Source organism: Xanthomonas sp. NCPPB 1325 (assembly GCF_041477645.2).
GTDB lineage: Bacteria > Pseudomonadota > Gammaproteobacteria > Xanthomonadales > Xanthomonadaceae > Xanthomonas > Xanthomonas cannabis.
Window position 1 is genome coordinate 2,722,221 of the sequence record NZ_CM192985.1, and the last position, 25,732, is coordinate 2,747,952.

General features: G+C 67.2%; 23 protein-coding genes and 1 tRNA gene. 17 read left to right on the forward strand and 7 right to left on the reverse strand.

Annotated elements, in window-relative coordinates; all coding sequences use genetic code 11:
• The first annotated feature begins 26 nt into the window (after positions 1-26).
• Complete coding sequence (locus ACCQ10_RS11635) at positions 27-797, forward strand: glutaminyl-peptide cyclotransferase (protein WP_372360716.1); 771 nt, start codon at positions 27-29, stop codon at positions 795-797.
• 83 nt (positions 798-880) lie between these two features.
• On the opposite strand, the gene ACCQ10_RS11640 is transcribed toward ACCQ10_RS11635, so the two are convergent.
• Both ACCQ10_RS11640 and ACCQ10_RS11645 read right to left on the reverse strand, forming a co-directional pair.
• Positions 881-1,684 (reverse strand): amidohydrolase, encoded by an 804-nt coding sequence (locus ACCQ10_RS11640; protein ID WP_372360717.1) that lies wholly within the window; start codon positions 1,682-1,684, stop codon positions 881-883.
• Between the two features lie 148 nt (positions 1,685-1,832).
• Positions 1,833-2,981, reverse strand: coding sequence for a pyridoxal phosphate-dependent aminotransferase (locus tag ACCQ10_RS11645; protein ID WP_372360718.1), 1,149 nt, complete (start codon positions 2,979-2,981; stop codon positions 1,833-1,835).
• Between the two features lie 227 nt (positions 2,982-3,208).
• Between ACCQ10_RS11645 and ccmA the strand changes: the two genes are divergently transcribed.
• From ccmA to ACCQ10_RS11700, 11 genes are all read left to right on the forward strand, one after another.
• Entirely contained in the window at positions 3,209-3,853 is a 645-nt protein-coding gene (gene ccmA / locus ACCQ10_RS11650) for a heme ABC exporter ATP-binding protein CcmA (protein WP_372360719.1), read from the forward strand.
• Positions 3,850-4,545 carry a heme exporter protein CcmB gene (gene ccmB / locus ACCQ10_RS11655; protein ID WP_039414310.1) on the forward strand — a complete coding sequence of 232 codons (696 nt, stop codon included), beginning with the start codon at positions 3,850-3,852 and terminating at the stop codon, positions 4,543-4,545. Before ccmA ends, ccmB begins: the two co-directional genes overlap by 4 nt.
• A gap of 112 nt (positions 4,546-4,657) precedes the next feature.
• Positions 4,658-5,407, forward strand: a complete 750-nt coding sequence (locus ACCQ10_RS11660; RefSeq protein ID WP_372360720.1) for a heme ABC transporter permease — start codon at positions 4,658-4,660, stop codon at positions 5,405-5,407.
• Positions 5,404-5,574, forward strand: a complete 171-nt coding sequence (locus ACCQ10_RS11665; protein WP_166751088.1) for a heme exporter protein CcmD — start codon at positions 5,404-5,406, stop codon at positions 5,572-5,574. The genes ACCQ10_RS11660 and ACCQ10_RS11665 overlap by 4 nt, the downstream gene beginning before the upstream one ends.
• Positions 5,571-6,020, forward strand: a complete 450-nt coding sequence (gene ccmE, locus ACCQ10_RS11670) for a cytochrome c maturation protein CcmE (RefSeq protein ID WP_039565925.1) — start codon at positions 5,571-5,573, stop codon at positions 6,018-6,020. The genes ACCQ10_RS11665 and ccmE overlap by 4 nt, the downstream gene beginning before the upstream one ends.
• Positions 6,021-6,389: 369 nt before the next feature.
• Positions 6,390-8,327 (forward strand): heme lyase CcmF/NrfE family subunit, encoded by a 1,938-nt coding sequence (locus ACCQ10_RS11675; protein ID WP_372360722.1) that lies wholly within the window; start codon positions 6,390-6,392, stop codon positions 8,325-8,327.
• On the forward strand, positions 8,320-8,922 hold the full coding sequence (locus ACCQ10_RS11680) for a DsbE family thiol:disulfide interchange protein (protein ID WP_039565919.1): 603 nt from the start codon (positions 8,320-8,322) through the stop codon (positions 8,920-8,922). The genes ACCQ10_RS11675 and ACCQ10_RS11680 overlap by 8 nt, the downstream gene beginning before the upstream one ends.
• On the forward strand, positions 8,919-9,356 hold the full coding sequence (locus ACCQ10_RS11685; RefSeq protein ID WP_047696546.1) for a cytochrome c-type biogenesis protein: 438 nt from the start codon (positions 8,919-8,921) through the stop codon (positions 9,354-9,356). Before ACCQ10_RS11680 ends, ACCQ10_RS11685 begins: the two co-directional genes overlap by 4 nt.
• Complete coding sequence (locus tag ACCQ10_RS11690; RefSeq protein ID WP_372360723.1) at positions 9,356-10,369, forward strand: tetratricopeptide repeat protein; 1,014 nt, start codon at positions 9,356-9,358, stop codon at positions 10,367-10,369. Before ACCQ10_RS11685 ends, ACCQ10_RS11690 begins: the two co-directional genes overlap by 1 nt.
• 681 nt (positions 10,370-11,050) lie before the next feature.
• A complete protein-coding gene (gene metX, locus ACCQ10_RS11695) occupies positions 11,051-12,235 on the forward strand; it encodes a homoserine O-acetyltransferase MetX (protein WP_372360724.1) in 1,185 nt (394 codons plus the stop codon).
• 101 nt (positions 12,236-12,336) lie between these two features.
• Entirely contained in the window at positions 12,337-12,636 is a 300-nt protein-coding gene (locus ACCQ10_RS11700) for a DUF1294 domain-containing protein (protein WP_372360725.1), read from the forward strand.
• Between the two features lie 55 nt (positions 12,637-12,691).
• Here the strand turns inward: ACCQ10_RS11700 and cydC are convergent, their stop codons facing one another.
• A complete protein-coding gene (cydC, locus tag ACCQ10_RS11705) occupies positions 12,692-14,368 on the reverse strand; it encodes a thiol reductant ABC exporter subunit CydC (RefSeq protein WP_372360726.1) in 1,677 nt (558 codons plus the stop codon).
• Entirely contained in the window at positions 14,365-16,074 is a 1,710-nt protein-coding gene (gene cydD, locus ACCQ10_RS11710) for a thiol reductant ABC exporter subunit CydD (protein WP_372360727.1), read from the reverse strand. Before cydD ends, cydC begins: the two co-directional genes overlap by 4 nt.
• A gap of 177 nt (positions 16,075-16,251) precedes the next feature.
• Here cydD and ACCQ10_RS11715 point away from each other — a divergent pair, with 177 nt between their 5' ends.
• The 5 genes from ACCQ10_RS11715 (at position 16,252) to ACCQ10_RS11735 (ending at position 20,860) form a co-directional block, all read left to right on the forward strand.
• The gene (locus tag ACCQ10_RS11715; RefSeq protein WP_372360728.1) at positions 16,252-17,874 is read left to right on the forward strand and encodes a cytochrome ubiquinol oxidase subunit I; all 1,623 of its coding nucleotides are present in this window, start codon (positions 16,252-16,254) and stop codon (positions 17,872-17,874) included.
• Between the two features lie 15 nt (positions 17,875-17,889).
• Positions 17,890-19,041, forward strand: a complete 1,152-nt coding sequence (cydB, locus tag ACCQ10_RS11720; protein WP_372360729.1) for a cytochrome d ubiquinol oxidase subunit II — start codon at positions 17,890-17,892, stop codon at positions 19,039-19,041.
• Between the two features lie 221 nt (positions 19,042-19,262).
• On the forward strand, positions 19,263-19,373 hold the full coding sequence (cydX, locus tag ACCQ10_RS11725) for a cytochrome bd-I oxidase subunit CydX (RefSeq protein ID WP_047696850.1): 111 nt from the start codon (positions 19,263-19,265) through the stop codon (positions 19,371-19,373).
• 60 nt (positions 19,374-19,433) lie between these two features.
• Positions 19,434-19,510, forward strand: a tRNA-Pro gene (locus ACCQ10_RS11730).
• A gap of 123 nt (positions 19,511-19,633) precedes the next feature.
• The gene (locus ACCQ10_RS11735; protein WP_039414269.1) at positions 19,634-20,860 is read left to right on the forward strand and encodes a CynX/NimT family MFS transporter; all 1,227 of its coding nucleotides are present in this window, start codon (positions 19,634-19,636) and stop codon (positions 20,858-20,860) included.
• Here ACCQ10_RS11735 and ACCQ10_RS11740 read toward each other — a convergent pair.
• The 3 genes from ACCQ10_RS11740 to proB all read right to left on the reverse strand — a co-directional run bounded on the left by ACCQ10_RS11740 (position 20,841) and on the right by proB (position 25,722).
• Entirely contained in the window at positions 20,841-22,754 is a 1,914-nt protein-coding gene (locus ACCQ10_RS11740; protein WP_372360730.1) for a CocE/NonD family hydrolase, read from the reverse strand. The genes ACCQ10_RS11735 and ACCQ10_RS11740 overlap by 20 nt on opposite strands.
• Before the next feature lie 411 nt (positions 22,755-23,165).
• Positions 23,166-24,410 carry a glutamate-5-semialdehyde dehydrogenase gene (locus ACCQ10_RS11745; RefSeq protein WP_372360731.1) on the reverse strand — a complete coding sequence of 415 codons (1,245 nt, stop codon included), beginning with the start codon at positions 24,408-24,410 and terminating at the stop codon, positions 23,166-23,168.
• A gap of 160 nt (positions 24,411-24,570) precedes the next feature.
• Positions 24,571-25,722 (reverse strand): glutamate 5-kinase, encoded by a 1,152-nt coding sequence (gene proB / locus ACCQ10_RS11750; RefSeq protein ID WP_184375005.1) that lies wholly within the window; start codon positions 25,720-25,722, stop codon positions 24,571-24,573.
• Positions 25,723-25,732 lie beyond the last annotated feature (10 nt).

The window sequence follows — 25,732 nt, forward strand, 5'->3', positions numbered from 1 at the left end:
CGGGCGCGGCGTGGGATGATCGGCGCATGTCACGCACTGCCAACCCGCTGCTCTTCGTCGCCTTGTTGCTGCCCTCGCTCGCGCATTGCGGCGAGGCGATTCCGACCACTGGTTACACGGTCGTCAACCGCTATCCGCACGACACCGCCGCCTACACCGAGGGCCTGTTCTATCTGGATGGCCACCTGTACGAGAGCACCGGCGAGCTGGGCCATTCCAGCGTTCGCAAGGTCGAGCTGAAAAGCGGCCGGGTACTGCAGCAGGTGGATACGCCTTCGCCCTACTACGGCGAAGGCATCGTGGCCTGGCACGACAGGGTGATTCAGCTGACCTGGCGCAACCAGCGAGGCTTCGTCTACGACCTGGCCACGCTGGCGCCGCGTTCGCAGTTTTCCTACCAGGGCGAAGGCTGGGCGCTGACCAGTGACGCGCGCCAGCTGTACATGAGCGATGGCACCGCCAGCATCCGCCGGCTGGACCCGCAGACCCTGAAGCAGATCGGCAGCATCCAGGTCACCGCGCGCGGCCGCCCGCTGGACAATCTCAACGAGCTGGAATGGGTGAAGGGCGAGCTGTGGGCCAATGTCTGGCTGACCACCCGCATCGCACGGATCGACCCCGCCAGCGGCAAGGTCATCGGCTGGATCGACCTGAAAGCGTTGGTCCCCGATGCCGACACGTTGACCGACCCCAGCAACGACGTGCTCAACGGCATCGCCTATGACGCAGACCACGACCGCGTGTTCGTCACCGGCAAGCGTTGGCCGACGATCTATGAGATCAAATTGACTGAGTAGCTGGGATTCGGGATTGGGAATTCGAGATTGGTGACAGCGGGCGTGCTCGCGCCTGGACTGGATTGGCTTGCACCAATCCCGGCTTACACATCCCGAATCTCGAATCGATCGGCATCCAGCATCGCCGGGAAGCGGGCGCGGTGCTCGGCCAGTGCGGCTGCACTGATGGTGGTGGTGACGACCTGTTCGCGTTCGCGGATTTCGACCTGCGGCTGGCCGAGAAAATCGATCACCGCGCTGTCGCCGGCGTAGTGCAACTGGTTGCCGTCCACACCGATGCGGTTGACCGCGGCAACGAAGCACAGGTTTTCGATCGCACGGGCGCGCAGCAAGGTCTTCCACGCATAGGCGCGGGCGGACGGCCAGTTGGCGACGAACAGTTGCAGATCGAAATCCAACTGTCCGGGGCGTTCCACATCGAAGCGGTTGCGGCAGAACACCGGAAAGCGCAGGTCGTAGCAGACCTGCGGATTGATCCGCCAGCCCTTCCACTCGACGCAGAGGCGATCGCGCCCTGCCGCATAGCGCAGATGCTCGTTGCCGAAGCGGAACAGGTGACGCTTGTCGTAGTACTGCAGCGCGCCATCGGGCGTGGCCCACAGCAGCCGATTGAACACCCCCGCATCGGTGCGCAATTGCACGCTACCGGTGACCGCCGCACGCAGCCGCGCCGCCTGCGCGCGCACCCAGGCCACGGTCGGCCCGTCCATGCCTTCGGCCTTGTCGATGGCGTCGTTGGAAAACCCGCTGGTGAAGGTCTCCGGCAGGATCACCAGATCGGTCTGCCCGGTCAGTGGCTCCAGCAACGCGCCGTAATAATCGCGATTGCCAGCCGGGTCATGCCAGCGGGTGTCGCCTTGGATCAGGGAGATGCGCAGATCGTTCATAGAGAGACGGGGATTTGGGATTCGGGATTGGGGATTCGAAATAGCGGGTGTCGGGCGGCTTGGTGCTATCGGTGTCGTATAGATTCGAAGCGACAAGCGGCGCGCCGCCGTTGCCAATCCCCAATCCCGACTCCCGAATCCCAGCTCGTCAGAGCTTCTGCAAACGCTCGATTGCGGCGTCCAACGTTGCATCGTTCTTGGCGAAGCACAGCCTTGCCAAGCGCTGCCCAGCCGGTGCGTTTTCGTAGAACGGCGATAGCGGGATCGCGGCGACGCCCTTCTCCACCGTCAGCCATTTCACGAACTCGGTGTCGGGCAGATCGCTGATGGCCGAATAGTCCACCAGCTGGAAGTAGCCGCCGGGCACCGGCAGCGGCTTCAGGCGCGTGGTCAGCAACTGTTCGCGGAAACGGTCGCGCTTGGCCTGATAGAAGGCGCCCAGTTGTTCGTCGTGTTCGGGTTCGTCGCGGATCATCGCGGCAAAGGCGTGCTGGGCCGGGCCGAAACTGGTGAAGGTGTTGTACTGGTGCACCTTGCGAAATTCGGCCGTCAGCGCCGGCGGTGCGATGGCGTAGCCGATCTTCCAGCCGGTGCAGTGATAGGTCTTGCCGAAACTGGAAACCACGAACGCGCGCTCGCGCAGTTCCGGCCAGCGCAGCACCGATTCGTGGCGGTGGCCGTCGAACACGATGTGCTCGTAGACCTCGTCCGAGAGCAGGAAGATGTCGGTGCCGCGTAGCAGCTCGGTCAGCGTCTGCATGTCGTCGGCCGAGAGCATGGCGCCGGAGGGGTTGTGCGGCGAATTGATCATCAACAGGCGCGTCTTCGGCGTGATCGCGGCGCGCAAGGCGTCCCAGTCGACCGCGAAGGTCTGCGGGTGCAATGCCACGTGCACCGCACGCGCGCCAGCCAGATCGATCGCCGGCTCGTAGCAGTCGTAGGCCGGGTCCAGCACGATGACCTCCTCGCCGGCGCGCACCACCGCGTGGATGGCGTTGAAGATGGCCTCGGTGGCGCCGCTGGTCACGGTGATCTCGGTATCGGCATCGACCTGCGCGCCGTAGCAGCGCTGCGCCTTGCCGGCGATGGCCTGACGCAGCGCCGCCACGCCGGTCATCGGCGGGTACTGGTTGTGGCCGGCGCGCATGGCTTGGTCCAGTTCCTCGACCAGGCGCTGCGGCACCGCGAAATCCGGGAAGCCCTGACCCAGGTTGACCGCGCCGTGCTCGGCCGCCAGCTGCGACATGACGGTAAAGATGGTGGTGCCCACCTTGGGCAGCTTGGTCGTGAGGAGCATGGTGCCTGTCCGGACAAGAAACGGGGGACCGCGAGTGTACGCAAAGCCGCCAGGCGGGTGCGTTCGGACGCTGCAAAACAGCGTTCCCCGACCCACCGCGGCGCCTCCGGCGCTGCCTCATACGTCCCCGGCGTGCCACCATCGTCGCTACAATGCGCGCCCGGTCTGGTGCGCCCTCGCCCCGGTCCTTCCCCCATGCCGTCCTGCGACGGGAGCCCGCTGCACCGATGATCGAACCGCTGCACACCGCGCCACCGCTGCTGGCGGCGCACGCCCTGGCCTTCAACCGCAACGAGGAGCCGGTGTTCGGCCCGCTGGATTTCCATGTCGATGCCGGCGAAGCCCTGTTGGTGCAGGGCGACAATGGCGCCGGCAAGACCACGCTGTTGCGCGTGCTGGCCGGGCTGCTGCATGTGGAGCGCGGGCAGATCCAGATCGACGGCAAGACTGCGCGGCGCGGCGACCGCAGCCGCTTCATGGCCTACCTGGGCCACCTGCCCGGCCTGAAGGCCGACCTCAGCACCCTGGAGAACCTGCACTTCCTGTGCGGCCTGCATGGCCGGCGGGCCAAGCAGATGCCGGGCAGCGCGCTGGCCATCGTGGGGCTGGCCGGCTACGAAGATGCCCTGGTGCGGCAATTGTCGGCCGGGCAACGCAAGCGCCTGGCGCTGGCGCGGCTGTGGCTGTCGCCGGCGCCGCTGTGGCTGCTGGACGAGCCGTACGCGAATCTGGATCTGGACGGCATCACCCTGGTCAACCGGATGATCTCCGCGCACCTGCGCGGCGGCGGCGCGGCGCTGGTTACCACCCATGGCGCCTATGCGGCGCCGCCGGTGCGCACCCGTATGCTCACCCTGGAGGCGGCAGCATGAGCACGCCTTCGCCACAACCCTCGTTGCTGCAGGCTGGCCGCGCGCTGTTGCGTCGCGATCTGCAGCTGCTGTGGCGCCGTCGCAGCGACGCACTGCAGCCGGCGCTGTTCGCGCTGCTGATCGTGGTGCTGTTCGCGCTGGGCCTGGGCGGACGCCCGGACCTGTTGGCGCAGGCGGCACCGGCGGTGCTATGGCTGTCGGTGCTGCTCGCCGGCCTGTTGTCGCTGGACGCGCTGTTCCGCAGCGATGTCGACGACGGCTCGATGGAGCAGTGGCTGCTGGCACCGGTGCCGCTGGCCTGGTTGATTGCGGTGCGCGTGCTGCTGCATTGGGCAACCAGTGCGTTGCCGCTGATTGCTGTGACGCCGCTGCTCGGCGAATTGCTGCACCTGCCGCATGACCAATTGCCGGTGCTGCTGGCATCGTTGGCGCTGGGCACACCGCTTTTGAGCCTGCTCGGCGCGGTGGTCGCTGCACTGACTGTCACCATGAAACGCTCTGGTATTCTCGTGGCATTGCTGGCGCTGCCGTTGTATGTGCCGGTGCTGGTGTTCGGGGCCGGCAGCGTGGCGGCAAGCGGACAAGGGCAGGATGCGGTGGGTGCGTTGCTGCTGCTGGGTGCGGGCTTGGTGATCGGCATCGTGCTGGCACCGCTGGCAGCGGCGGCGGCGATCCGCATTTCGCTGAGCTGATCGACGTTACAGATGCGCCGTTGACGGGACACCGTAGGTCGTACGGCGGTGTCGTACCGAGAGCTGTCTCCATGCAAGAAGCCATCGCCATGCCAAGAGCCGTCGCCACCGCATGAACGTCGTCGCCCGCTGGTTCCACCAACTCGCCTCGCCCCCGATCTTCGACCGATTCACTGCGCGCTGGGCGCCGTGGTGCCATGCGCTGGCCGCGTTGCTGCTGGGCGCCGGCATCTGGCAGGCCTTGTTTGCGGTGCCGGCCGATTACCAGCAGGGCGACAGTTTCCGCATCCTGTATATCCATGTGCCGAGTGCGTGGATGAGCCTGTTCGTGTTTGGGCTGATGGCGGTGTACGCGGCGATCGCGCTGATCTGGCGCATCAAGGTGTGCGAGATCCTGGCGATGGCATGCGCGCCCATCGGCGCGGCGTTCACCGTGATCACGCTGTTGACCGGCAGCATCTGGGGCAAGCCGATGTGGGGCGCCTGGTGGGACTGGGACCCGCGCCTGACCACCGAACTGATCCTGTTGTTCCTGTATCTGGGGGTGATCGGGCTGTACCACGCCATCGATGACCGTCGCCAGGCCGCACGCGCGGCTGGCTTGCTGGCGATCGTCGGCGTGGTGCTGCTGCCGGTGATCCGCTACTCGGTGGTGTGGTGGAATTCGCTGCACCAGGGCCAGAGCATTCGCCTGTTCGGGCCATCGACCATCGATGCCAGCATGTTGCTGCCGTTGTGGCTGATGGTGATCGGCACCAAGTTCTGGTTCGCCGGCTCCCTGCTCACCCGCGCGCGCGCCGACAACCTGCGCCGCGAGGCCGGCAAGGCCTGGATCGTGCGCGATGCGGAGGGCACGGCATGAGCTACCTACCCTATGTCGTCGCTGCCTATGCGGTGTTCGTGCTGGTGCTGCTGTGGGACTTGATCGCCGGCCGCTGGCAGGTGCGCCGTGCATTGAGGGTTGCGCAGGCGCGCCGCCTGCGTGAGCGCAAGCGCGTGCTGCCCAGTGATGCAGAGCTGAGCCGATGAACCCGCAACGTCGCCGCCGTCTATGGCTGGTGATCGCGCTGGTGCTGGCCGGGGGGCTGGCGACCACGCTGGTGGCCATGGCCCTGCAGCGCAACGTGGCCTACCTCTACACGCCTTCGGAAGTGCTGCGTGGCGATGCCGGCGCGCACTCCCGTTTTCGGCTTGGCGGCATGGTCGAGAAAGGCTCCTTCAAAAGAGCCTCCGGTTCGCTGGAAGCGCAGTTCCGCGTTACCGATGGCGACGCGCAGCTGCCGGTACGCTACGACCGCATCCTGCCCGACCTGTTCCGCGAAGGTCAGGCGGTGGTGGCCACCGGTCGCATGCAGCAGGGCGTGTTCGTGGCCGAAGATGTGCTGGCCAAGCACGATGAAACCTATATGCCCAAGGAAGTGGCCGACAAGATGGGCAGTGCGCACCGCAAGCATCGCGTGGAGGGGCCGCAGTGAGGGAAAGGCATGTCGGGACCCGGGACCCGGGACCGGGGACCCGGGAAGGGCGCGTTGCGGCCAGTGCAGACGTGTTCTTGCGCATGCGTCGCGGAAATCCGAGCTTGGGGAATGTCGGGACCCGGGACCCGGGACCGGGGACCCGGGAAGGGCGCGTTGCGGCCAGTGCAGATGTGTTCTTGCGCATGCGTCGTGGTGATCCGGGCTTGGGGAATGTTGGGACCCGGGACCCGGGACCCGGGACCCGGACAAGGCGCTTTGCCGCCGAAGCAGGCCTGTCGGCGATAGCTCCTCGCATGCGTCTCGGCTGCGCCCCAAGCCCTGCTCCTCCCGGGTCGCGGGTCCCGGGTCCTGGGTCCCGGCTCTCCCATGCTTCCTGAACTCGGCACCTTCCTGCTGGTGCTGGCCCTGCTGGTGGCGCTGGTGCAGGCCGCCGTGCCGATGGCCGGAGCCCAGCGTGGCCGCAGCAGCTGGATGGCAGTGGCGCGGCCGGCAGCGCTGGTGCAGCTTGGCCTGATCGCCACCGCCTTTGCGGTGCTGACGCACGCGTTTCTGGTCCAGGACTTTTCGGTGCGCTATGTCGCCGAAAATTCCAACAGCCTGCTGCCGGTCATGTACCGCTACTCGGCAGTCTGGGGCGCGCACGAAGGCTCGCTGCTGCTGTGGACCCTGGTACTGGCGCTGTGGACCGGCGCGGTGGCGCTGTGGTCGCGGCAATTGCCGGCACAGGTCGTGGCGCGCGTGCTCGGGGTGATGGCGCTGATCAGCGTCGGCTTTCTGGCCTTCCTGTTGTTCACCTCCAACCCGTTTGCGCGCCTGGTGCCGGTACCGCTGGAAGGCGCCGACCTCAATCCACTGCTTCAGGATCCGGGCCTGATCATCCATCCGCCGATGCTGTATTGCGGCTATGTCGGCTTTGCGGTGCCGTTCGCCTTCGCCATTGCTGCATTGCTGGAAGGCCGCATGGACGCACGCTGGCTACGCTGGACGCGGCCGTGGACCAATGTGGCGTGGTCGATGCTCACCGTGGGCATCGCGCTGGGCAGCTGGTGGGCGTATTACGAACTGGGCTGGGGCGGCTGGTGGTTCTGGGATCCGGTGGAAAACGCCAGTTTCATGCCGTGGCTGGTCGGCACCGCCCTGCTGCATTCGCAGGCGGTCACCGAAAAACGCGGCAGCTTTGCCAGCTGGACCCTGCTGCTGGCCATTGCCGCCTTTGCGCTGTCGTTGCTGGGTACCTTCCTGGTGCGCTCGGGCGTGTTGACCAGCGTGCATTCGTTTGCCGCGGACCCGTCACGCGGACTGTTCATCCTGGTGTTCCTGCTGGCGGTGGTCGGTGGCTCGCTGCTGCTGTACGCATTGCGCGCGCCACGGATGTCGGCCGACGCTGACCCGCGCCGCGCATTTGCCGGCAGCTCGCGCGAAACCTTGTTGCTGTTGAACAATCTGCTGCTCGCCTGCGCCTGCGCGATGGTGTTGCTGGGCACGCTGTATCCGCTGCTGGCCGATGCGCTGGGCCTGGGCAAGTTGTCGGTCGGCCCGCCCTACTTCGGCACCTTATTCGTGGTGTTGATGGCGCCGCTGGTGGCGTTGCTGCCGTTCGGCCCGCTCACCCGCTGGCAGCGCGAACAGGCCTCGCGGCCGCTGGCGCTGCTGGCGCCGTGGGCGGCCCTGGCGCTGGCGGCCGGAGCGCTGGCCTGGTTCATGGCGCCGCAAGGCCAGTTCAAGGCCGCGATTGGTGTGGCCGGTGCGGCCTGGGTGATGCTGGGCACCGCACGCTTCCTGTGGACGCGGCGGGCGGCCAAGGGCCGTCGCTACACCGCCGAAATGCTGGGCATGGTGCTGGCGCATCTGGGCGTGGCGGTGTTCCTGGCCGGTGCCTTGCTGGTTGAATCGCTGAGCCTGCAGCGCGAAGTGGCGCTGGCGCCCGGCCAGCAGGTACAGCTCGGCCGCTATGCGCTGCACTTCGACAGCCTGGAAGAACGGCGGGGACCCAATTACGTGTCCGACCGCGCCAACCTGCAGGTGCTCAAGGACGACGCGCCGGTCGGCATGCTGCATGCAGAAAAGCGTCGCTACGCCAGCGGCGGACAAACCCTCACCGAGGCGGCGATCCGCCCCGGCCCGTTCGGCGACCTGTATGTCGCCCTTGGCGAACCGCTGGGCAATCAGGCCTGGGCGGTGCGCGTCCACCTCAAACCGTTCGTGCGCTGGATCTGGCTGGGGGCGCTGCTGATGGCGCTCGGCGGCCTGGTCACAGCCGCCGACCGGCGTTTTCGTCGTTCTCCGGAGATCCAAGATGGTTGAGTCACGTTCGCCCCGCCTGCCCACGGCCGTCCTCGTGGGCGCCATCGTGCTGCTGCTCGCACTTGCAGCACTGCTGGTCTATGCGGTGGTGCGCTCAGGTCACGACGATCGCGATGCCCTGCCCTCCGCGCTGATCGGCAAACCGGCACCGGAGTTCGCGCTGCCGCTGCTGCACGACCCCAGCATCGTGGTGCATGCGCGCGAGCTGCGCGGTGCGCCGTACATCATCAACGTGTGGGGCAGCTGGTGCCCGGCCTGCCGTGAGGAACATCCGGTGCTGAGCCGCTTTGCGCTAACTAAGCGCGTGCGCGTGATCGGCTATAACTGGAAGGACGAGCGCGCCGATGCGTTGCGCTGGCTGGAGCAGCTGGGCAACCCGTATCTGCTGGTGGTCGCCGATCAAGATGGCCGCACCGCCATCGACTTCGGCATCGCTGCCGCGCCGGAGACGTTTCTGGTCGACGGGCGCGGCGTGGTGCGCTGGAAATACAGCGGCATGCTGACCCAATCCATCATCGACACCCAGCTGATACCGGCGCTGAGCAAGATCGAACGCTCGCCCACTGCCGCTCCAGACCTGCACGCCAACCAATGACGCGTGCCTGGCTGCTGACGTTGCTGCTGTTGCTGCCCTGGCTGGCCCTGGCCCAGCCGGTCGGCGACCCATCGCCGCTGCAGTACCGCTCGGCGGCGGAAGAAGCGCGTTTCCACGCGCTGACCGCCGAGCTGCGCTGCGTGCAGTGCCAGAACCAGTCGCTGGCCGATTCCAACGCGCAGATAGCGCAGGATCTGCGTCGCGAAGTGCTGGCGCTGATGCACGACGGCCGCAGCGATGCGCAGATCCGCCAGTTTCTGGTCGCCAGGTATGGCGAGTTCGTGTTGTACCGCCCGCAGGTGGAATCGCGCACCTGGCTACTGTGGTTCGGCCCATTGCTGGTGCTGCTGCTGGGCGGGGTAGCGGTGATGATGGTGGTGCGTCGGCGCAGTGCGGCCGCACCCGCGTTACCCGCCGACGAGCAGGAGTGGTGATGGCCGGCTTTGCCTTTGCGGTGATCGTGATCGCGTTGCTCGCGTTCGGCGTGGCGCTGCGGCCGCTCTGGCGTGAAACGCGCGGCCTGGCGGCCGGCATTGCGTTGCTGTTGCTGGCCGCCAGTGCGGCGTTGTACTGGCTGGTCGGCACGCCCTCGGCGATTGAGCAGGCCGCCAACCGGCCGGCCGCCCCGCGCACCTTGGACGAAGCCATTGCGCAGCTGCGCACGGCGCTGGCGCGCAATCCCGATCAGGCCGAAGGCTGGGTGCTGCTGGGGCGCTCGCTGTCCAGCCAGCAGAAGTTTGCCGAGGCCCGCGATGCCTTCGCGCGCGCGGTCGCCCTGCGCCCGGACGAGCCGGATGTGCTGGTGGCCGCCGCGCAATCGCGCATGCTGGCCGACGACAGCGGCCGCCCGGACCCGCAGGCCATGCGCCTGCTCGAACACGCGTTGGTGGTAGCGCCTGACCATCAACGCGCACGCTGGTTCCTGGGCGTGGTGCAACGTCAGGCCGGCCAACCCGCCCAAGCCAGCGCCACCTGGGAACCGCTGCTGCGGGTGGTCGACGCCAGCACCCGCCCCGGCCTGCTCGAACAGATCAACGCCGCGCGGCAGGAAGCCAAGCTGGAGCCGATCCAGACACCGGCGGCGTCCGCCGCCGATGCAGCCGCTGGCAAACGCATCCAGGTGCGTGTAACGCTGGATGCGGAGTTCGCAAAACGGGCCGGCCTGCCCAACGACACCAGCGTGTTCGTGATCGCGCGTGCGGCCGACACACCGATGCCGGTAGCAGTGGAAAAACACGCACTGAGCGAACTGCCGTTGACCCTCACCCTCGACGACGGCGACAGCCCGATGCCGACGCGTCCGCTCTCGTCACTGGACAAGGTGCAGGTGCTGGCCCGGCTATCGCGCACCGGCAACGCCATGCGCCAGGCAGATGAAGTCGAGAGCGTGCCGGTGACGGTGGAACTGCCGGCAGTCGCCCCAGTGGAACTGGTGATCGGCCGCTGAGTGCTCGCCGTGTGTCATTGCACGCCTTGGAGGTCAATGGACAGGGAGCGACCAACACGCAGGCTGCAACCGCCTGCAGTTGCGCACCACCATCGTGACTGCTTGAAAGCTTTGCGCACCGACCACCATAACTGGCCCTGCGCCTTTGCTTCCCGGATCAAGTAATCAGGTAGCGACGCCTGCATCGTGCGTGTCGCGATCGCTTGGCTATCTTCAAGTTTGGTCGAGGGCGCGGTGCCCTCACCGCTCGCGGGACACGCCGTGAATCCGTCCGTGGAGGCTCGATGGCGGCATCCATGCCGCCAACGGTCCCGCAATCGGCGAGGACACCACGCTAGACAGTTGGCTGGTGGTTTTACTGAAGAACGAAGACACCGCGTCGCACGGTTTGCTGGTTGCTCTGTTGAAAGCTCTGCACACCGACCATCCCGACTGGTCCTTGCCCGCCCACCGTCGCGGGACCCTTGGCGGCATGGATGCCGCCAAGGAGCTACATGGACGTACTTGCAGCGTGTCCTGCGATGGTGGGCGGGCAAGGGCCCCGCAGCAAAGTTGCAGCCCACGCGCTTTAAGGAGCGGCATCACACCACGCAACGGCTCAAACCAATTCCCCATTCCCCATTCCCGATTCCCGATTCCCGCCCTGCACCCAGCGCATCCCATGGCAGATAGAATTGCGACATGACTGAATTCATTCCTCCCGGCACGCTCTATCACGCACTGCCTTCGCCGTTTCCGATGAAACGTGGTGGCGTGTTGCATCAGGCACGCGTGGCGTACGAGACCTGGGGCACGCTGGCCGCAGATCGCAGCAACGCCATACTGATCGTCACCGGCCTGTCGCCGAACGCGCACGCTGCAGCGAACCAGGCCAATCCCGAGCCGGGTTGGTGGGACGCGATGGTCGGGCCGGGCAAGCCAATCGATACCGCCCGCTGGTTCGTGGTATGCGTCAATTCGCTGGGCAGCTGCAAGGGCTCCACCGGGCCGGCGTCGATCGATCCGGCGACCGGGCAGCCGTATCGGCTGACATTTCCGGACCTGTCGATCGAAGACGTGGCCGATGCGGCCGCCGATGTCGTGCGCGCACTGGGCATCACCCAGCTGGCCTGCCTGATCGGCAACTCGATGGGCGGCATGACGGCGCTGGCATTGTTGCTGCGCCATCCAGGCATTGCACGCAATCACATCAACATCTCCGGCAGCGCGCAGGCGTTGCCGTTTTCCATCGCCATCCGCTCGCTGCAACGCGAAGCGATCCGGCTGGACCCGCACTGGAATGGCGGCAATTACGACGACATGCACTACCCGGAATCGGGCATGCGCATGGCGCGCAAGCTTGGCGTGATCACGTATCGCTCGGCACTGGAGTGGGATGGTCGCTTCGGCCGGGTGCGGCTGGATTCCGAACAGGCCGCCGACGACCCGTTTGGCCTGGAATTCCAGGTGGAAAGTTATCTGGAAGGCCATGCGCGCCGTTTCGTGCGCTTCTTCGACCCCAACTGCTATCTGTATCTGAGCCGCTCGATGGACTGGTTCGACCTGGCCGAATCCGTGGACACGGCCCCGGTCGATGCGATGCGGACCGTCGACACGCACAGCAGCATCGCGTCCGCAGATGTGTCCACCGACGCCGAAGTGTTGGCCGGCCTGGCGACCATCCGCATTGCGCGTGCGCTGTCGATCGGCGCCAACACCGACATCCTGTTTCCGGTGCAGCAGCAGGAGCAGATTGCCATGGGCCTGCGCGCAGGCGGCGCCGATGCCCGCTTCATCGGCCTGGATTCGCCGCAGGGCCACGATGCCTTCCTGGTGGATTTCGCCCGCTTCGGCCCGGCAGTCCGCGACTTCCTGGACGCTTGCTGATTGCCAGGTCCAGAGCCACTTCCAGAGCCAGAGCACGCCCCTCGCAAACCGCCAGCAGCGCACTGCCGCGCCGGCTGCTGGCCGGCCTGTTCGCGGTCGGCATGCTCGGTCTGGTGCTCGCAGACCGGCTACCGGCTGCGATTGCGCTCTGGTACGCGGTAACGAGCATTGCCGCGCTGATCGCCTATCGGCTGGACAAGACCGCCGCCACGCGCGGCCAGCGCCGCACCCCGGAAGCGACCCTGCATGCCATCGCCTTGCTCGGCGGCTGGCCCGGCGCGCTGCTGGCGCAGTCGCTGTTCCGGCACAAGACCGTAAAGACCTCGTTCCAGATCGCGTTCTGGGTCAGCGCGCTGGCGAACGCCGCGGCCCTGACGTGGGCGGTGTATCTGACGGGCTAAGGCGTGTCGTCGACCTGGGTCTTGTCGGCGCATGACGCACCGCTCGTCCGACGGCTCACCCCAGCGGTTGCAGCACTCCGCCCCGCATGCGGTAGTGCCGATGCACCACGCCGGCGGGCACGCTGTCGTGGGTGATCATCACCAGGCTGCGCTCGCCCAGTACCGCGGCAAGATCGAGCAGCAAGGCATGCGCGGTGTCCACGTCCAGGCCGTCGGTGGGTTCGTCCAGCAGCAGGATCGGTGCATTGCGCAACAGCGCGCGGGCCAGTGCGAGGCGGCGCGCCTGGCCTGCGGAGAGCGTGGCGCCATTTTCGCCAACCCAGGTGTCCAGGCCATCCTGGGCGGTGGCCCAGTCGCGCAGACGCACCTGATCCAGCGCTGCCCACAGCGCGGCATCGTCGGCATCGGCATCGCCGATCGCCAGGTTGTCTCGCACGGTGCCGGCGAACACCGGCGCGTTCTGCGGCAGCCAGGCGATGCGCCGATGCCACTGCGCCTGCGCGAAGGCTTTTAGATCGATGCCGGCATAGCGCACCTGCCCGGCGTGCGGGTCCCACAGGCGCAGCAGCAGGGCCGACAAGGTGCTCTTGCCGCTGCCGCTGTCGCCGCTGATGGCGATACGCTCGCCGGGCGCCAGGGTCAGGTCCAGCGCCTGCAGCACCGGACGCACGCCGCCCGGCCACGCGAAGGACACCTGCTGCAGTTGCAGCGTGCCGCTGACCGGCGCATCGACGGGCTGCGCAGGATCGCCGACCGAGGGTACCTGATCGACGATGGCCTGCAGGCGTCTGGCGGCCACGCGCGCACTCTGCAACGCCTGCAGCGCCAGCCCGGCACCGGCCCAGACTTCCAGCAGCGCCATGGTCAGGAACACCAGCCCTGCCGCCAGTTCGGCCGCAATCAACCCGCGCTCGGCAGCGTGCAGCGCTAGCCACAGCATGCCGGCCAGCCCGATGCCGCCGCACGCCGCATGCAACGCCGTGCCGGCAATCAGGTGCCGGCGCTGCAGGCGGTCGCCCTGCACCACGTCGGCGGCAGCGGCATCGGCCTGCTGCAGCCAGGCGCCCTGCGCATCGATGGCGGCCAGATCGGCCGCGCCCTCCAGCCCTTCGAAGGCCTGCGTGCGCAGCACCGTGCGCTGCTGCGCACGCAGCCGCTCGCGTTGTGCGCCGCCACGTGCAACCTGCCACGGCACCAGCCCGCCGATCAGCACGCCGAGCACCAGCAACAGCAGTGCAGCAGGCAGGTAGATCAGCGCAGCGGCAACCAGCCCGGCCAGCCAGATGCCGAGCAGTGCGCTCAGCGGGGCAAGCGCACGCACGCTCAGACCGTCCACCTCGCCGATGTCGGACATCAGCCGCGCCAGTAGATCGCCGGTGCGCGTGGCCGACAACCGGCCCGGCGCAAGCGGCAGCGCGCGCCGGAAGAACCACACACGCAGATCGCGCGCAATGCGCAGCGTCGCATCGTGCCCGATCACCTTTTCGCCGTAGCGCGACACGATGCGGGCAAAGGTCAGCGCGCGAATGCCCGCCGAGGGCGAGAAGAAATTGAAGCCCGCGCCCATGCCGGCCACGCCGGCCAGGGCCGCGGCAGTCAGGAAGCTGCCGGACAGGCCCAGCAGCCCCACGCCGGCAAGCGCGGTGACCAGCACCAGCAGTGCCGACAGCAGCAGGCGCCATGCATGCCGGTGAAACACATCGCGCAGACGATCGTGGCGTGGGTCGCTCATGGCTGCTCCACCGTGACGCTGGCGCCGTGCAGATCGATCACCGTGTCGGCCCAGCGCATCACGGCCGGACTATGCGTGGCCAGCACCACTGCACGACCGCGCGCAAACACGCCCAACGTGCGTAGCAGCTCCGCTTCGGTGTCGGGGTCGAGAAAGGCGGTGGGCTCGTCCAGCAGCAACAGGTCCGGCTCGCGCAACAGCAGCCGCGCCAAGGCCACGCGCCGCGCCTCGCCGCCGGACAGGCCGAAGCCGCGTTCGCCGATCACCGTGTCCAGGCCGGCCGGCAGCTGCGCGGCAAACCGCATCACCTGCGCCGCATCGGCCACCGCCAGCAGTCGCGCGTCGCTGGCCTGCGGGTCGGCAAGGCGTAGGTTGTCGGCAATGCTGCCGTGAAACAGGTAGGGCCGCTGGGTGGCGTAGCCCACCCGCGTGCCGGGGCGCAGCGCCACGCTGCCCGCCTCCGGCGTCAACCAACCGGCCAGGCCCTCCAGCAAGGTGCTCTTGCCGCTGCCGCTGGCACCGATCAACGCCACGCGCTGGCCGGGCCGCAACGCCAGCGAACACTGCGTCACCACCGCATGCGGCGCGCCCGGCGGGCGCAACGCCAGATCACGCACCTGCAGCAGCGGCGCATGCGCCTGCGCCGGCTCCAGTGGACGTGGCGGCGGCGCGCCGGCAGGCGCCGGCTCTGCGTCGACGCCTTCCAGCAGTCGCTCGGCTTCGGCCACCGCTGCCAGCGCATTGGCGCGGTCGTGGTAATGCGCAGCAAGACGCCGCAGCGGCGCGAAGAATTCCGGTGCCAGCAGCAAGCAGAACATGCCCGCGCCCAGCGACGGCAGCCCATGCAGGTCGAGCATGCCCAGATAGCTCAGGCCGAAGTACAAGGCCACGATCGCCACGCTCACCGACGCGAAGAACTCCAGCACGGTGGACGACAGGAACGCGATACGCAGCACTTTCAGCGAGCGCTCGCGCACGCCCTCGGCGGCGGCGGCAATCCCGCGCAATTCCGCCTGGCCGCGGCCGTACACGCGCAGCAGGCCCAGGCCCTTCAGACGATCGGCGAAATGCCCGCCCATGCGTGCCAGCTCGCCCAGCTGCTCGCGGCCGGCGGCCTCGGCGCCCCAGCCCACCAGCATCATGAACAACGGGATCAACGGCGCGGTCAGCAACAGCACCAGGCCCACCACCCAATCGACTGAAAACACCGCAATCAGGATCAGCGGTGGCACCAGGAGCATCTCGGTCCGCGCCAGCCGATAGCCGACGAAATACCCTTCCAGCGCATCGGTATGCGCCAGGCTCAGTTCGCCGAGCTCGCCGCTGCGTTGCCGGCGCAGCCATACCGGCCCGTGCTGCACCAGGCGACGCGCGATGCGTGCGCGTAGCGCGCGCTTGGCCACATCGGCCACCTCGCCGGTCAGCGCTTGCGCCCAGGCAGTGAGCAGTGCGCGGCCGAGCACGGCCACCAGCAGGCCGATACCCACGTCGCGCAGCTGCGCCACGGCCATGTGCCGCACCAGCACGGCCTGCAGTAACCAGGCAATCGCGGCCGCCTGCGCGAGCAGCAGCACCCCGGACAGCGCCACGGCCACACCGGCCAGCCGCCGCGCACGAGCGGCGGGTGCGGCCAATGCATCCAGCCATTGGCCGCGCTGGCGGCGCTGGGCGGGTGTTTCGCTGGCTCGCACGCTGGGCTGGCTCACATCGGTTCGGTCGAAGACTGCTCACTGCAAGCGATTGTAAGTCGCCACCCGCCACTGCGGGATGGGCATTGTGCCGCAGCTCATCGGGGCCGCATTGATTTGGATCAACGCGCCGGGCGCGGCAGGAGCAGATGATCCGCCGCATCCACTACCGATTCTCAACCAGGCCACCCCGCCATGATCGACTCGACAGTTGTCGAACTGTCGCGGCTGCAGTTCGCAGTCACCGCGATGTACCACTTCATCTTTCCGCCGCTGACCATGGGGCTGTCGTTCCTGCTCGGCATCATGGAAAGCGTCTACGTCATGACCGGCAAGCAGATCTGGCGACGCATGACCATGTTCTGGGGCGTGCTGTTCGGCATCAACTTCGCCATGGGAGTCGGCACCGGCATCGTGATGGAGTTCGAGTTCGGCATGAACTGGTCGTATTACAGCCATTACGTCGGCGACATCTTCGGCGCACCGCTGGCGATCGAAGGGCTGATGGCCTTCTTCCTGGAGGCGACCTTCCTTGGTCTGTTCTTCCTGGGCTGGAACCGCCTGAGCAAGGTGCAGCACCTGATCACCACCTGGCTGGTGGCGCTGGGCAGCAACTTCTCCGCGCTGTGGATCCTGATCGCCAATGGCTGGATGCAGAACCCGGCCGGTGCGGTGTTCAACCCGGACACCATGCGCATGGAAGTGGTCGACTTTGTCGCCGTGCTGTTCAACCCGGTGGCGCAGGCCAAGTTCGTGCACACCGTCAGTGCGGGCTACGCGCTGGGTGCGGTGTTCGTGATGTCGATCAGCGCGTTCTACCTGCTACGCGGCAAGCATGTGGAGATGGCGCGGCGCTCGTTCGCGGTGGCCGCCGCGTTCGGCCTGTTGTCGTCGCTGTCGGTGGTGGTGCTGGGCGATGAAAGCGGTTACGCCGCCAACGAGCACCAGAAGATGAAGCTGGCCGCGATCGAGGCGATGTGGGAAACCGAAGCTGCACCGGCCGACTTCACTGCGTTCGGCATTCCGAACCAGACCACCCATCGCAACGATTACGCGATCAAGATCCCGTACCTGATGGGCCTGATCGCCACCCGTTCGCTGGATGAGCCGATTCCAGGGATTCTTGAATTGGTGGGCCGTGCCGAGCACCGCATCCGCGGTGGCCAGATCGCCTACGGCGCACTGCAACGCATTCGCGCCGACAAGAACGATGCCGAAGCACGCAAGGTCTTCGACGCGCATTGGCAGGACCTGGGCCACGGCCTGCTGCTCAAGCGCTACCGCGACGACATCGGCAACGCCACGCCCGAGCAGATCGCCCAGGCCGCGATGGACACGGTGCCACGCGTGCTGCCGCTGTTCTGGACCTTCCGCATCATGGCGGCCATCGGCATCTACCTGATCGCCTTCTTTGCGGTGGCGTTCTGGTTTGCGTGCAAGCACAACTTCCAGGAAAAACGCTGGTTCCTGACCCTGGCACTGTGGACGTTGCCGCTGCCGTGGATCGCGATCGAATGCGGCTGGTTCGTGGCCGAGTACGGCCGCCAGCCGTGGGCGGTGGAAGGCGTGCTGCCCACGTTCTACGCCGCATCCGGGCTGGATCTGTACGAGATCGTGATGACGCTGGTCGGGTTCACCGCGCTGTACACCACGCTGCTGGTCATCGCGATCAAGCTGTCGTTGAAGACCATCCGCAAGGGACCGGATGCGATGTTCCCGCCGACCCAAGGCACTCCATCGCCGCACAGCGATTCGCCCCACGCGTCCTCACCCAACGCCCCATTGAGCACCGGCGCGCTGGCCGGCGGCGCACCGTAAGCCAGGAGAGACACCATGGATTTCATCTTGCTCGACTACACCACATTGCGCGTGATCTGGTGGCTGTTGCTTGGCGTATTGCTGTCCGGTTACGCGGTGATGGGCGGCTTCGATCTGGGCGTCAGCAGCTTGCTGCCGCTGGTTGCCCGCAACGATGCCGAACGCCGGCTGGTAATCAACACCATCGGCCCGGTCTGGGAGGGCAACCAGGTGTGGCTGATCCTGGGCGGCGGAGCCATCTTCGCCGCGTTCCCGCCCTTGTACGCAGTGAGTTTTTCTGGGTTCTACCTGGCGATGTTCGTGATCCTGTTTGCGCTGATCCTGCGCCCGGTGGGCTTCAAGTTCCGCGGCAAGCTGGTCGGCCAGCGCTGGCGCAACAACTGGGACTGGGCGCTGTTCGTCGGCGGTTTCATCCCGGCGCTGATCATGGGCGTGGCCGTCGGCAATGTGCTGCTGGGGGTGCCGTTCCATTTCGACGACAGCATGCGCACGTACTACACCGGCAACCTGTTCGGCCTGCTGACGCCGTTCGCGTTGCTGGCCGGTGTGCTCAGCGTGGCGATGCTGGTTGCGCATGGTGCGGCCATGCTGGTGCTCAAGACCGATGGCCCGGTGGCCGAGCGTGCGGCGCGTTTTGGCAGCATCGCGGCGCTGATTGCAGCGGGCGTGTTCGCCGCGGCCGGTGCCTGGGTCGCGCTTGGCCTGCCCGGCTATGCGGTGACCTCGGTGCTGGCGACCGACGCGCAGACCAATCCACTGGCCAAGACCGCTGCACTCACCGCCGCCGGCGGCTGGCTGCACAACTACAGCAGCATGCCGGCCACCTTGCTGGCCCCCTTGGTCGGGCTGCTCGGGCTTGCCATGAGCGCCGTGCTGTTGCGCGTGCGGCGTGGCGGCCTGGCCTTCATCGCCTCGGGCAGCGCCATCGTGGGCATCGTCTTCACCGTGGGCCTTGCGCTGTTCCCGTTCCTGTTGCCCTCCTCCACTGCACCGAGCGCCAGCCTGACGCTGTGGGATGCCTCCAGCAGCCGGCTCACGTTGTGGATCATGCTGCTGGCCACCACCGTGTTCATGCCGATCATCCTGGCCTACACGACGTGGGTGTATCGCGTGCTCAGGGGCAAGGTCACCGACGACGAACTGTCGGCCAATCCCAACGCGTATTGAGGGCAGCCACCCACCCGACCGACGTCGCTCACCGCGATGCGGCGTGATTCGGTAGCGGCCCGTTGCGCTCGCACGCGGCGGCTGCTTGGCGCTACGCAGCCGGGCAATGACTGCCCGCTTCGCGGCGCTGGCGCTTCATCTCACTTTCTTGCGGCGACACCAGCGCAATGGCGCCGCCGCGTTCGCCATCCCACTTTCGCAACGATTCGAGGAGCAACATCATGTGGTACTTCGCCTGGATTCTCGGTACCGGCCTGGCGGCACTGGCCGCAGTGCTCAACGGCATGTGGTTCGAAGCACGCGAGCCCGAGCGCATCCAACCGCCGCAGTAAAAATAATTGCGCAAGATGCTTGCCGATTCCGCATTCCCTATGTAACATACGCGGCTCCTTCGGGGTGTAGCTCAGTCTGGTAGAGCGCTACGTTCGGGACGTAGAGGTCGCAGGTTCGAATCCTGTCTCCCCGACCAGTTTCAAAACACAAAACCGGCCTTGTGCCGGTTTTGTGTTTTCAGGCGCCGTCGCACGCATGTGCACGGTGCGGATGGTCTGTCATGTCTGTTGTCACCGCCGCCGCTTCCTCGTCCGCCCAATTGCGTGGTCGCGGCCTGGTGCTGGCTGCCATTTTGTTGTCGGCCTTCAACCTGCGCACTGCGGTGACCTCGCTGACGCCGCTGCTGGAGCGCATCGCCGACGAATACGCCTTCGGTGCTCCGACGATGGGTGCGCTGGGCATGTTGCCCACCGCTGCCTTTGCGTTGACCGGTGTGGCGACCCCGGCGGTGTTGCGTCGCATCGGCTTGCTGCGTACTGCCTTGTTGTCGATGGCGCTGGCGACGCTTGGCATGGTCTTGCGGCCGCTGTTGCCGGGCACAACCGGGCTGCTGCTCGGCTCGCTGGTGGCGCTGGCCGGCATGGGCATGGGCAACGTGGTGCTGCCGCCGTTGGTGAAACGCTATTTCGGCGACCGCGTGGGTCGCGTCAGCACGCTGTACATCACCGTGCTGCAGGTGGGCACCTTGCTGCCGGCGTTGCTGGCGGTGCCGGTGGCGGATGCGCTAGGCTGGCGCAGCTCGATGGTGGTGTGGGTGATGCCGGCGCTGCTGGCATTGGCGGCGTGGGCGCTGGTGCATGCCAGCCAGGGTCGCCTGCGCGCCACCGGCCCGGCGCCGGTCACCCCGACCCCGGAGGCCGAGGGTCGGGTCGCACGCACTGCGCTGGGCTGGAGCATGGCGGTCACCTTCGGCATGACGTCGCTGGTCACCTATTCCATGTTCACCTGGTTGCCCACGCTGCTGCGCGAAGCCGGCGCCTCGCCTGCCTTCGGCGGCACCATGGTGGCGTTGTTCGCGGCGCTGGGCATGGTGGGTGCGCTGACCATGCCGGCGCTGGCGGTGCGCATGCGCAACCCCTTCCCGATCGTGCTGGCGTGCGCGGCCTGTCATCTGATCGCGTTCGCCGGGCTGTGGTGGGCACCGCTGGCCGCGCCGATCCTGTGGGTGACCCTGCTCGGCCTGGGCCCGAGCACCTTTCCGCTGGCGCTGGTGCTGGTCAACCAGCGCAGCCGCACCGCGGCCGGCTCGGCCGCACTGTCCGGGTTCTCGCAAGGCATGGGCTATGCGATGAGCTGCCTGGGACCGTTCCTGTTCGGCTGGCTGCACGCCCATCGCGGCGGTTGGACCTCCCCGTTCGTGTTCCTGGTGATCTGCATCCTGGTGCAGCTGGCCGCCGCCTGGGTGGCCTGCCGCCCACAACTGCTGGAAGACAGCTGGGCGCAGCCGGCACGCGGCGCCCGTGCGGTCAACGCACCGGCAGACTGATGTAGCTGGGCTGCTCGGGGCTCACGTACACCCGTTGCGTGGCCTTCTGATACTCGCCCGGCTTGGCGAAGAAGATATTGGGCACGTAGGTCTGCGGGTTGCGGTCGTAGAGCGGGAACAGGCTGGACTGCACCTGCACCATCACCCGATGGCCCGGCTGGAAGGTGTGGTTGGCAGTCGGCAAACCGAACTGGTACGCCAGCGGCTGGTTGGCCGCCAGTGGCTTGGGCGTGCTGAAGCTCTCGCGGTAGCGGCCGCGGAAGATCGCCAGCGACACGGGCAACTCGTAGCCACCCATCTTCGGGTCCGATGCCATCTCGTCCGGATACACGTCGATCAGTTTGACCACCCAGTCGCTGTCGCTGCCACTGGTGGACGCCTGCAGATGCACTTCCGGTGCGCCGGCGATCTGCAGCGGCTCGGTCAAGGGCTCGGTGACGAAGGTCAGCACGTCCGGGCGGCCGTCGACAAAGCGCTGGTCGTGCACCAGCCAGGTGGTCCACATGCTGCGGTCGCCAAAATCCACCGGGCGTGGCACGAACGGCACCGGCTTGGCCGGGTCGGAGACGTACTCTTCGAAGCCGGGCTGCGCGGCTGCCGGCGCCTTGAACGACAACTTGCCACCGGCCTGCAGATACAGCGGCCTGCTCGCCGCCGCGCAGCCCTTGGCGCAGCTGCGCGGCCAGGCTTGCAGGCGGTCCCAGTGGTTCTCGCCGGTGTTGTAGATGAACACCGGCGGTGTGCTGGCCTTGGGCGCGCCGTCGACCAGGTACTGGTCGAAGAACGGGCGCAGCACCTCGGAGCGGAACTGCCGCGCGGTGTCGCCGTTGAAGTTCAGCGCGCCCAGCGAACCGCCATCGTAGTTGACCTGGCTGTGCCGCCACGGGCCCATCACCAGGTAGTTCAGCGTATTGCCCTTGTCACGCGGCTCCATCGCCGCGTAGCTATGAACCGCGCCCCACATGTCTTCCTGATCCCACAGGCCTTGCAGCCACATCGTGGGCACCTTCAGTGGCGTGCGCGCCATCACCTTGTCCAGCGCCTGCTCCTGCCAGAACGCATCGTAGGCGGCGTGTTCGGTGAGCTTGTGCCACCACGGCAACTGCTCGAGGCCGGCGGCCCTGGCGAAGTCGCCGGCCGAGCCGGCACGCAGGAAGTTGCTGTAGTCGTCGTGCCCCTGCCGCGCGATGCCGGTGCCCTTGCCGCGCTGGGTGAGCTGGCCGGTGAAGTAATCGAAGTTCACCTGGCGGAACGCGCCGTAGTTGAACCAGTCGTCGCCCATCCAGCCGTCGATCATCGGGCTTTCCGGCACCGCCACCTTGAGCGCCGGATGCGGGTTGGTCAACGCCATCACCACGGTGAAACCTTCGTAGGACGAGCCGATCATGCCGACCTTGCCGTTGGACTCCTTCACGTTTTTCACCAGCCAGTCGATGGTGTCCCAGGCATCGGTGGCATGGTCCACCTCGCTGGGATTGAGCGCACCGCGCAGCGGCCGGGTCATCACGTAATCGCCTTCGGAGCCGTACTTGCCGCGCACGTCCTGGATCACGCGGATGTAGCCGCCTTCGACGAACACGTCATCGCCCTGCGCCAGCAGGTCCTTCATATGCGGCGATGCCATGCGCTCGGTGCGTCCGCTGGCGTTGTACGGGGTGCGCGTGAGCACCATCGGCGCATTGCGCGCGCCCTTGGGCAGCACGATCACCGTATGCAGCTTGACCCCGTCGCGCATCGGGATCATCACCTCGCGCTTGATGTAGTCGTTGGCGGCATCACTGGCCACGAACGGCTTGCCGGTGATGTCCGGCGTCATTGCCGCGGTCTGGGCGAAGGCGCTGCCGGTGCTGGCGGCAATGGCGGTGGCGAGCAGGCAGGCGGCAAGGCGGCGCATCGACAACTCCGGAATGTGCGGGGGGGCAATCGTCGACTGTAGGCAGGCGCCGGGCTGCCGGGGGAGTGTCAAAGGTCGTGGTTGCGGCGTGCGACGGCCCGAGTCTCTGTGGCGCCGACTGACTGACGGCCGGACCGCGCGACCGTCGACCGCCCGCCTGTCCCACGATGGTGGCGAGCTCCGGACCCGGAACATGCGGCGGGCACGCCAACCGGTGTGACGCCGGCACGTTGCAGCGCTCGCGCTGCCGGCATCTGCGGTGACGCTCTGCGGCTCCGCTGCGGCACCGTGTCGCGGTACCTGAAGCCAGCCACCTCTGCGGACTAACCCGCAGCGCGTGACCCCTCGCTGCGCGCAGGGACATGCCAACCGGTGCAGACGCGCGCCACGCCAACGGCGCCGCTGAGTGCGTCAGTGCCGCACCTGCCCCTCGCCGCGCACCACGAACCGCTCCACGGTGAGTGCCTCCAAACCCATCGGCCCATACGAGTGCAGCCGCGTTGTTGAGATGCCGATCTCCGCGCCCAGGCCGAGTTCGCCGCCATCGGAAAACCGCGAAGAGGCATTGACCATCACCACCGCCGAGCGCAGCGACTGTACGAACTTGTCGGCGTTGGCTGCGTCCTGGGTGGCGATCACTTCGGTATGGTCCGAGCCGTACTGGCGGATATGGGCCAGCGCCGTGTCCAGGTCCGGTACCACGCGGATGGCCAGGATCAGCTCGAGATATTCGGCGGCATAGTCGTCTTCGGTGACCAGCGCGATCTCCGGCAGCAGCGCACGTGTTGCCGCGTCGCCACGCAATTCCACGTGACGCGCGCGCAGTGCGGCGGCGGCGGCGGGCAGAAAGCGCTCTGCCACCTCCGCGTGCACCAGCAGGGTTTCCAGGGCGTTGCAGGCCGAGGGGCGGCTTGCCTTGCCATCGATCAGCAGGCGCACCGCAAGCTCCACGTTGGCCGAAGCATCCACGAACAGATGGCACACGCCCTTGTAATGCTTGATCACCGGCACCCGCGCATGTTCGGCAACGAAACGGATCAGGCCTTCGCCGCCGCGCGGGATCGCCAGGTCGATGATGTCGCTGAGCTGCAGCAACTCCAGCATGGTCTCGCGGCGCAGATCCTGCACCAGCGTCAATGCCGCTTCAGGGATATCGGCCGCGCGCAAGGCACGCTGCAAGGCATGCGCGATGGCGGTGTTGGAGTGGATCGCTTCGGAGCCACCGCGCAGGATCACGCCATTGCCGGCCTTGATGCACAGCGCTGCCGCATCGGCGGTCACATTCGGGCGCGCTTCGTAGATCATTGCAATCACCCCCAGCGGCACGCGCACCTTCTGCACGCGGATGCCGTTGGGGCGCGTGTCATCACGGGTGACCTGGCCGACCGGATCGGGCAGCTGCGCCACCTCGCGCAGTGCGGCAGCGATGCCAGCCAGACGGGCGTCGTCCAGCGCCAGCCGGTCGAGCATGGCCGTGCCGGTGCCCTTGGCACGGGCGGCCTCGAGGTCGCGCGCGTTTGCGGCAAGAATCGACGCGGCATCGGCTTCCAGCGCGGCAGCCATCGCCTCGAGCAGGTCCTGCTTGGCCTGCGCAGAAAGTTGCGAGAGCACCTGCGCCGCGTCACGGCATTGCAGGGCGAGGGATTTGATGGTCATTGGGGGGCCGGGATTTGGGAGTCGGGATTGGGGATTGGTAAAAACAATCCGTCTCGTTTTACCACTACACGGGGATCAGTCACCCGGACGCGGAGGCGGTGGTTGGAAAACGCAATGCACAGGCGTTTGCGAATCCCCACTCCCGAATCCCCAATCCCGGCTACAAAAGCACCAAATCATCGCGATGCACCACATTCTCGCCGTAGCTATACCCAAGCACGCTGTCGATCTCGCGCGAATGGCGGCGTGCGATGCGGCGGATATCCACCGCCGAATACTGGCTGACGCCGCGCGCCAGGCAACGCTCGCCATCATGATCGCGCAGGCGGATCTCCACCATGTCGCCGCGCCGGAAATCGCCCTCCGCGCCGGCCACCCCGCCCGGCAGCAGCGAGGCGCCCTTGTCGGTCAGCGCGGCGGCGGCACCGGCATCGATCAGGATTGCGCCCGCCTCCACCGGTGCGTGGCGCAGCCAGTACTTGCGGGCGGCGATGCGCGTGCGCGCGGCATGGATACGCGTGCCGCGCAGGCGGTCCTGCGCCAGGCCGCGCACCACCTCGCCACTGCGGCCATTGAACAAATAGGTCTCGATGCCGGCCGCGCCGGCTTTTGCGGCAGCTTCCAGCTTGGTGCGCATGCCGCCGGTGCCCACGCTGCTGCCGCTGCCGCCGGCCATGGCGAGCACCTGCGGGGTCAGTTCGGGCACATCGTCCAGGGGTCGCGCCAGCGGATTGCTGCGCGGATCGGCGCTGTACAGGCCATCGATGTCGGTGGCAATGAACAAGGCATCGGCATCGACCAGCGCGGCCACGATTGCGGCCAGGTTGTCGTTGTCGCCCAGCTTGAGCTCATCCACCGACACGGTGTCGTTTTCGTTGATCACCGGCAACGCGCCCAGCCGCAATAACTCGCCCAGGGTGGCGCGTGCGTTGAGATAGCGGCGGCGGTTACGCAGGTCGTCGTGGGTGAGCAACACCTGCGCTACCGGGCGCTCGAAAAAGCGCTGCCACAGTGCGATCAACTGCGCCTGGCCCAATGCCGCCAGCGCCTGCCGCGCGGCGATCGGCGCGCCGATCTCGGCGGCCTTCGGCAGGATCGCGCGGCCGGCAGCCACGGCGCCCGAGGACACGATCACCAGTTCGCGCCCGGCGATCAGATTGGCCGACACGAACTGCGCCAGCCCCAGCGCAAAGCGCGGCGACAAGCCCCCGCCATCGGCAGCGAGCAGGCTGCTGCCGACCTTGAGCACCGCGCGCCGCCACGGCGGCAGGGGCTGCTCGATGAAAGGCGAAGGGCGTGCAGGCGTGGTCATGTCGGCGGCG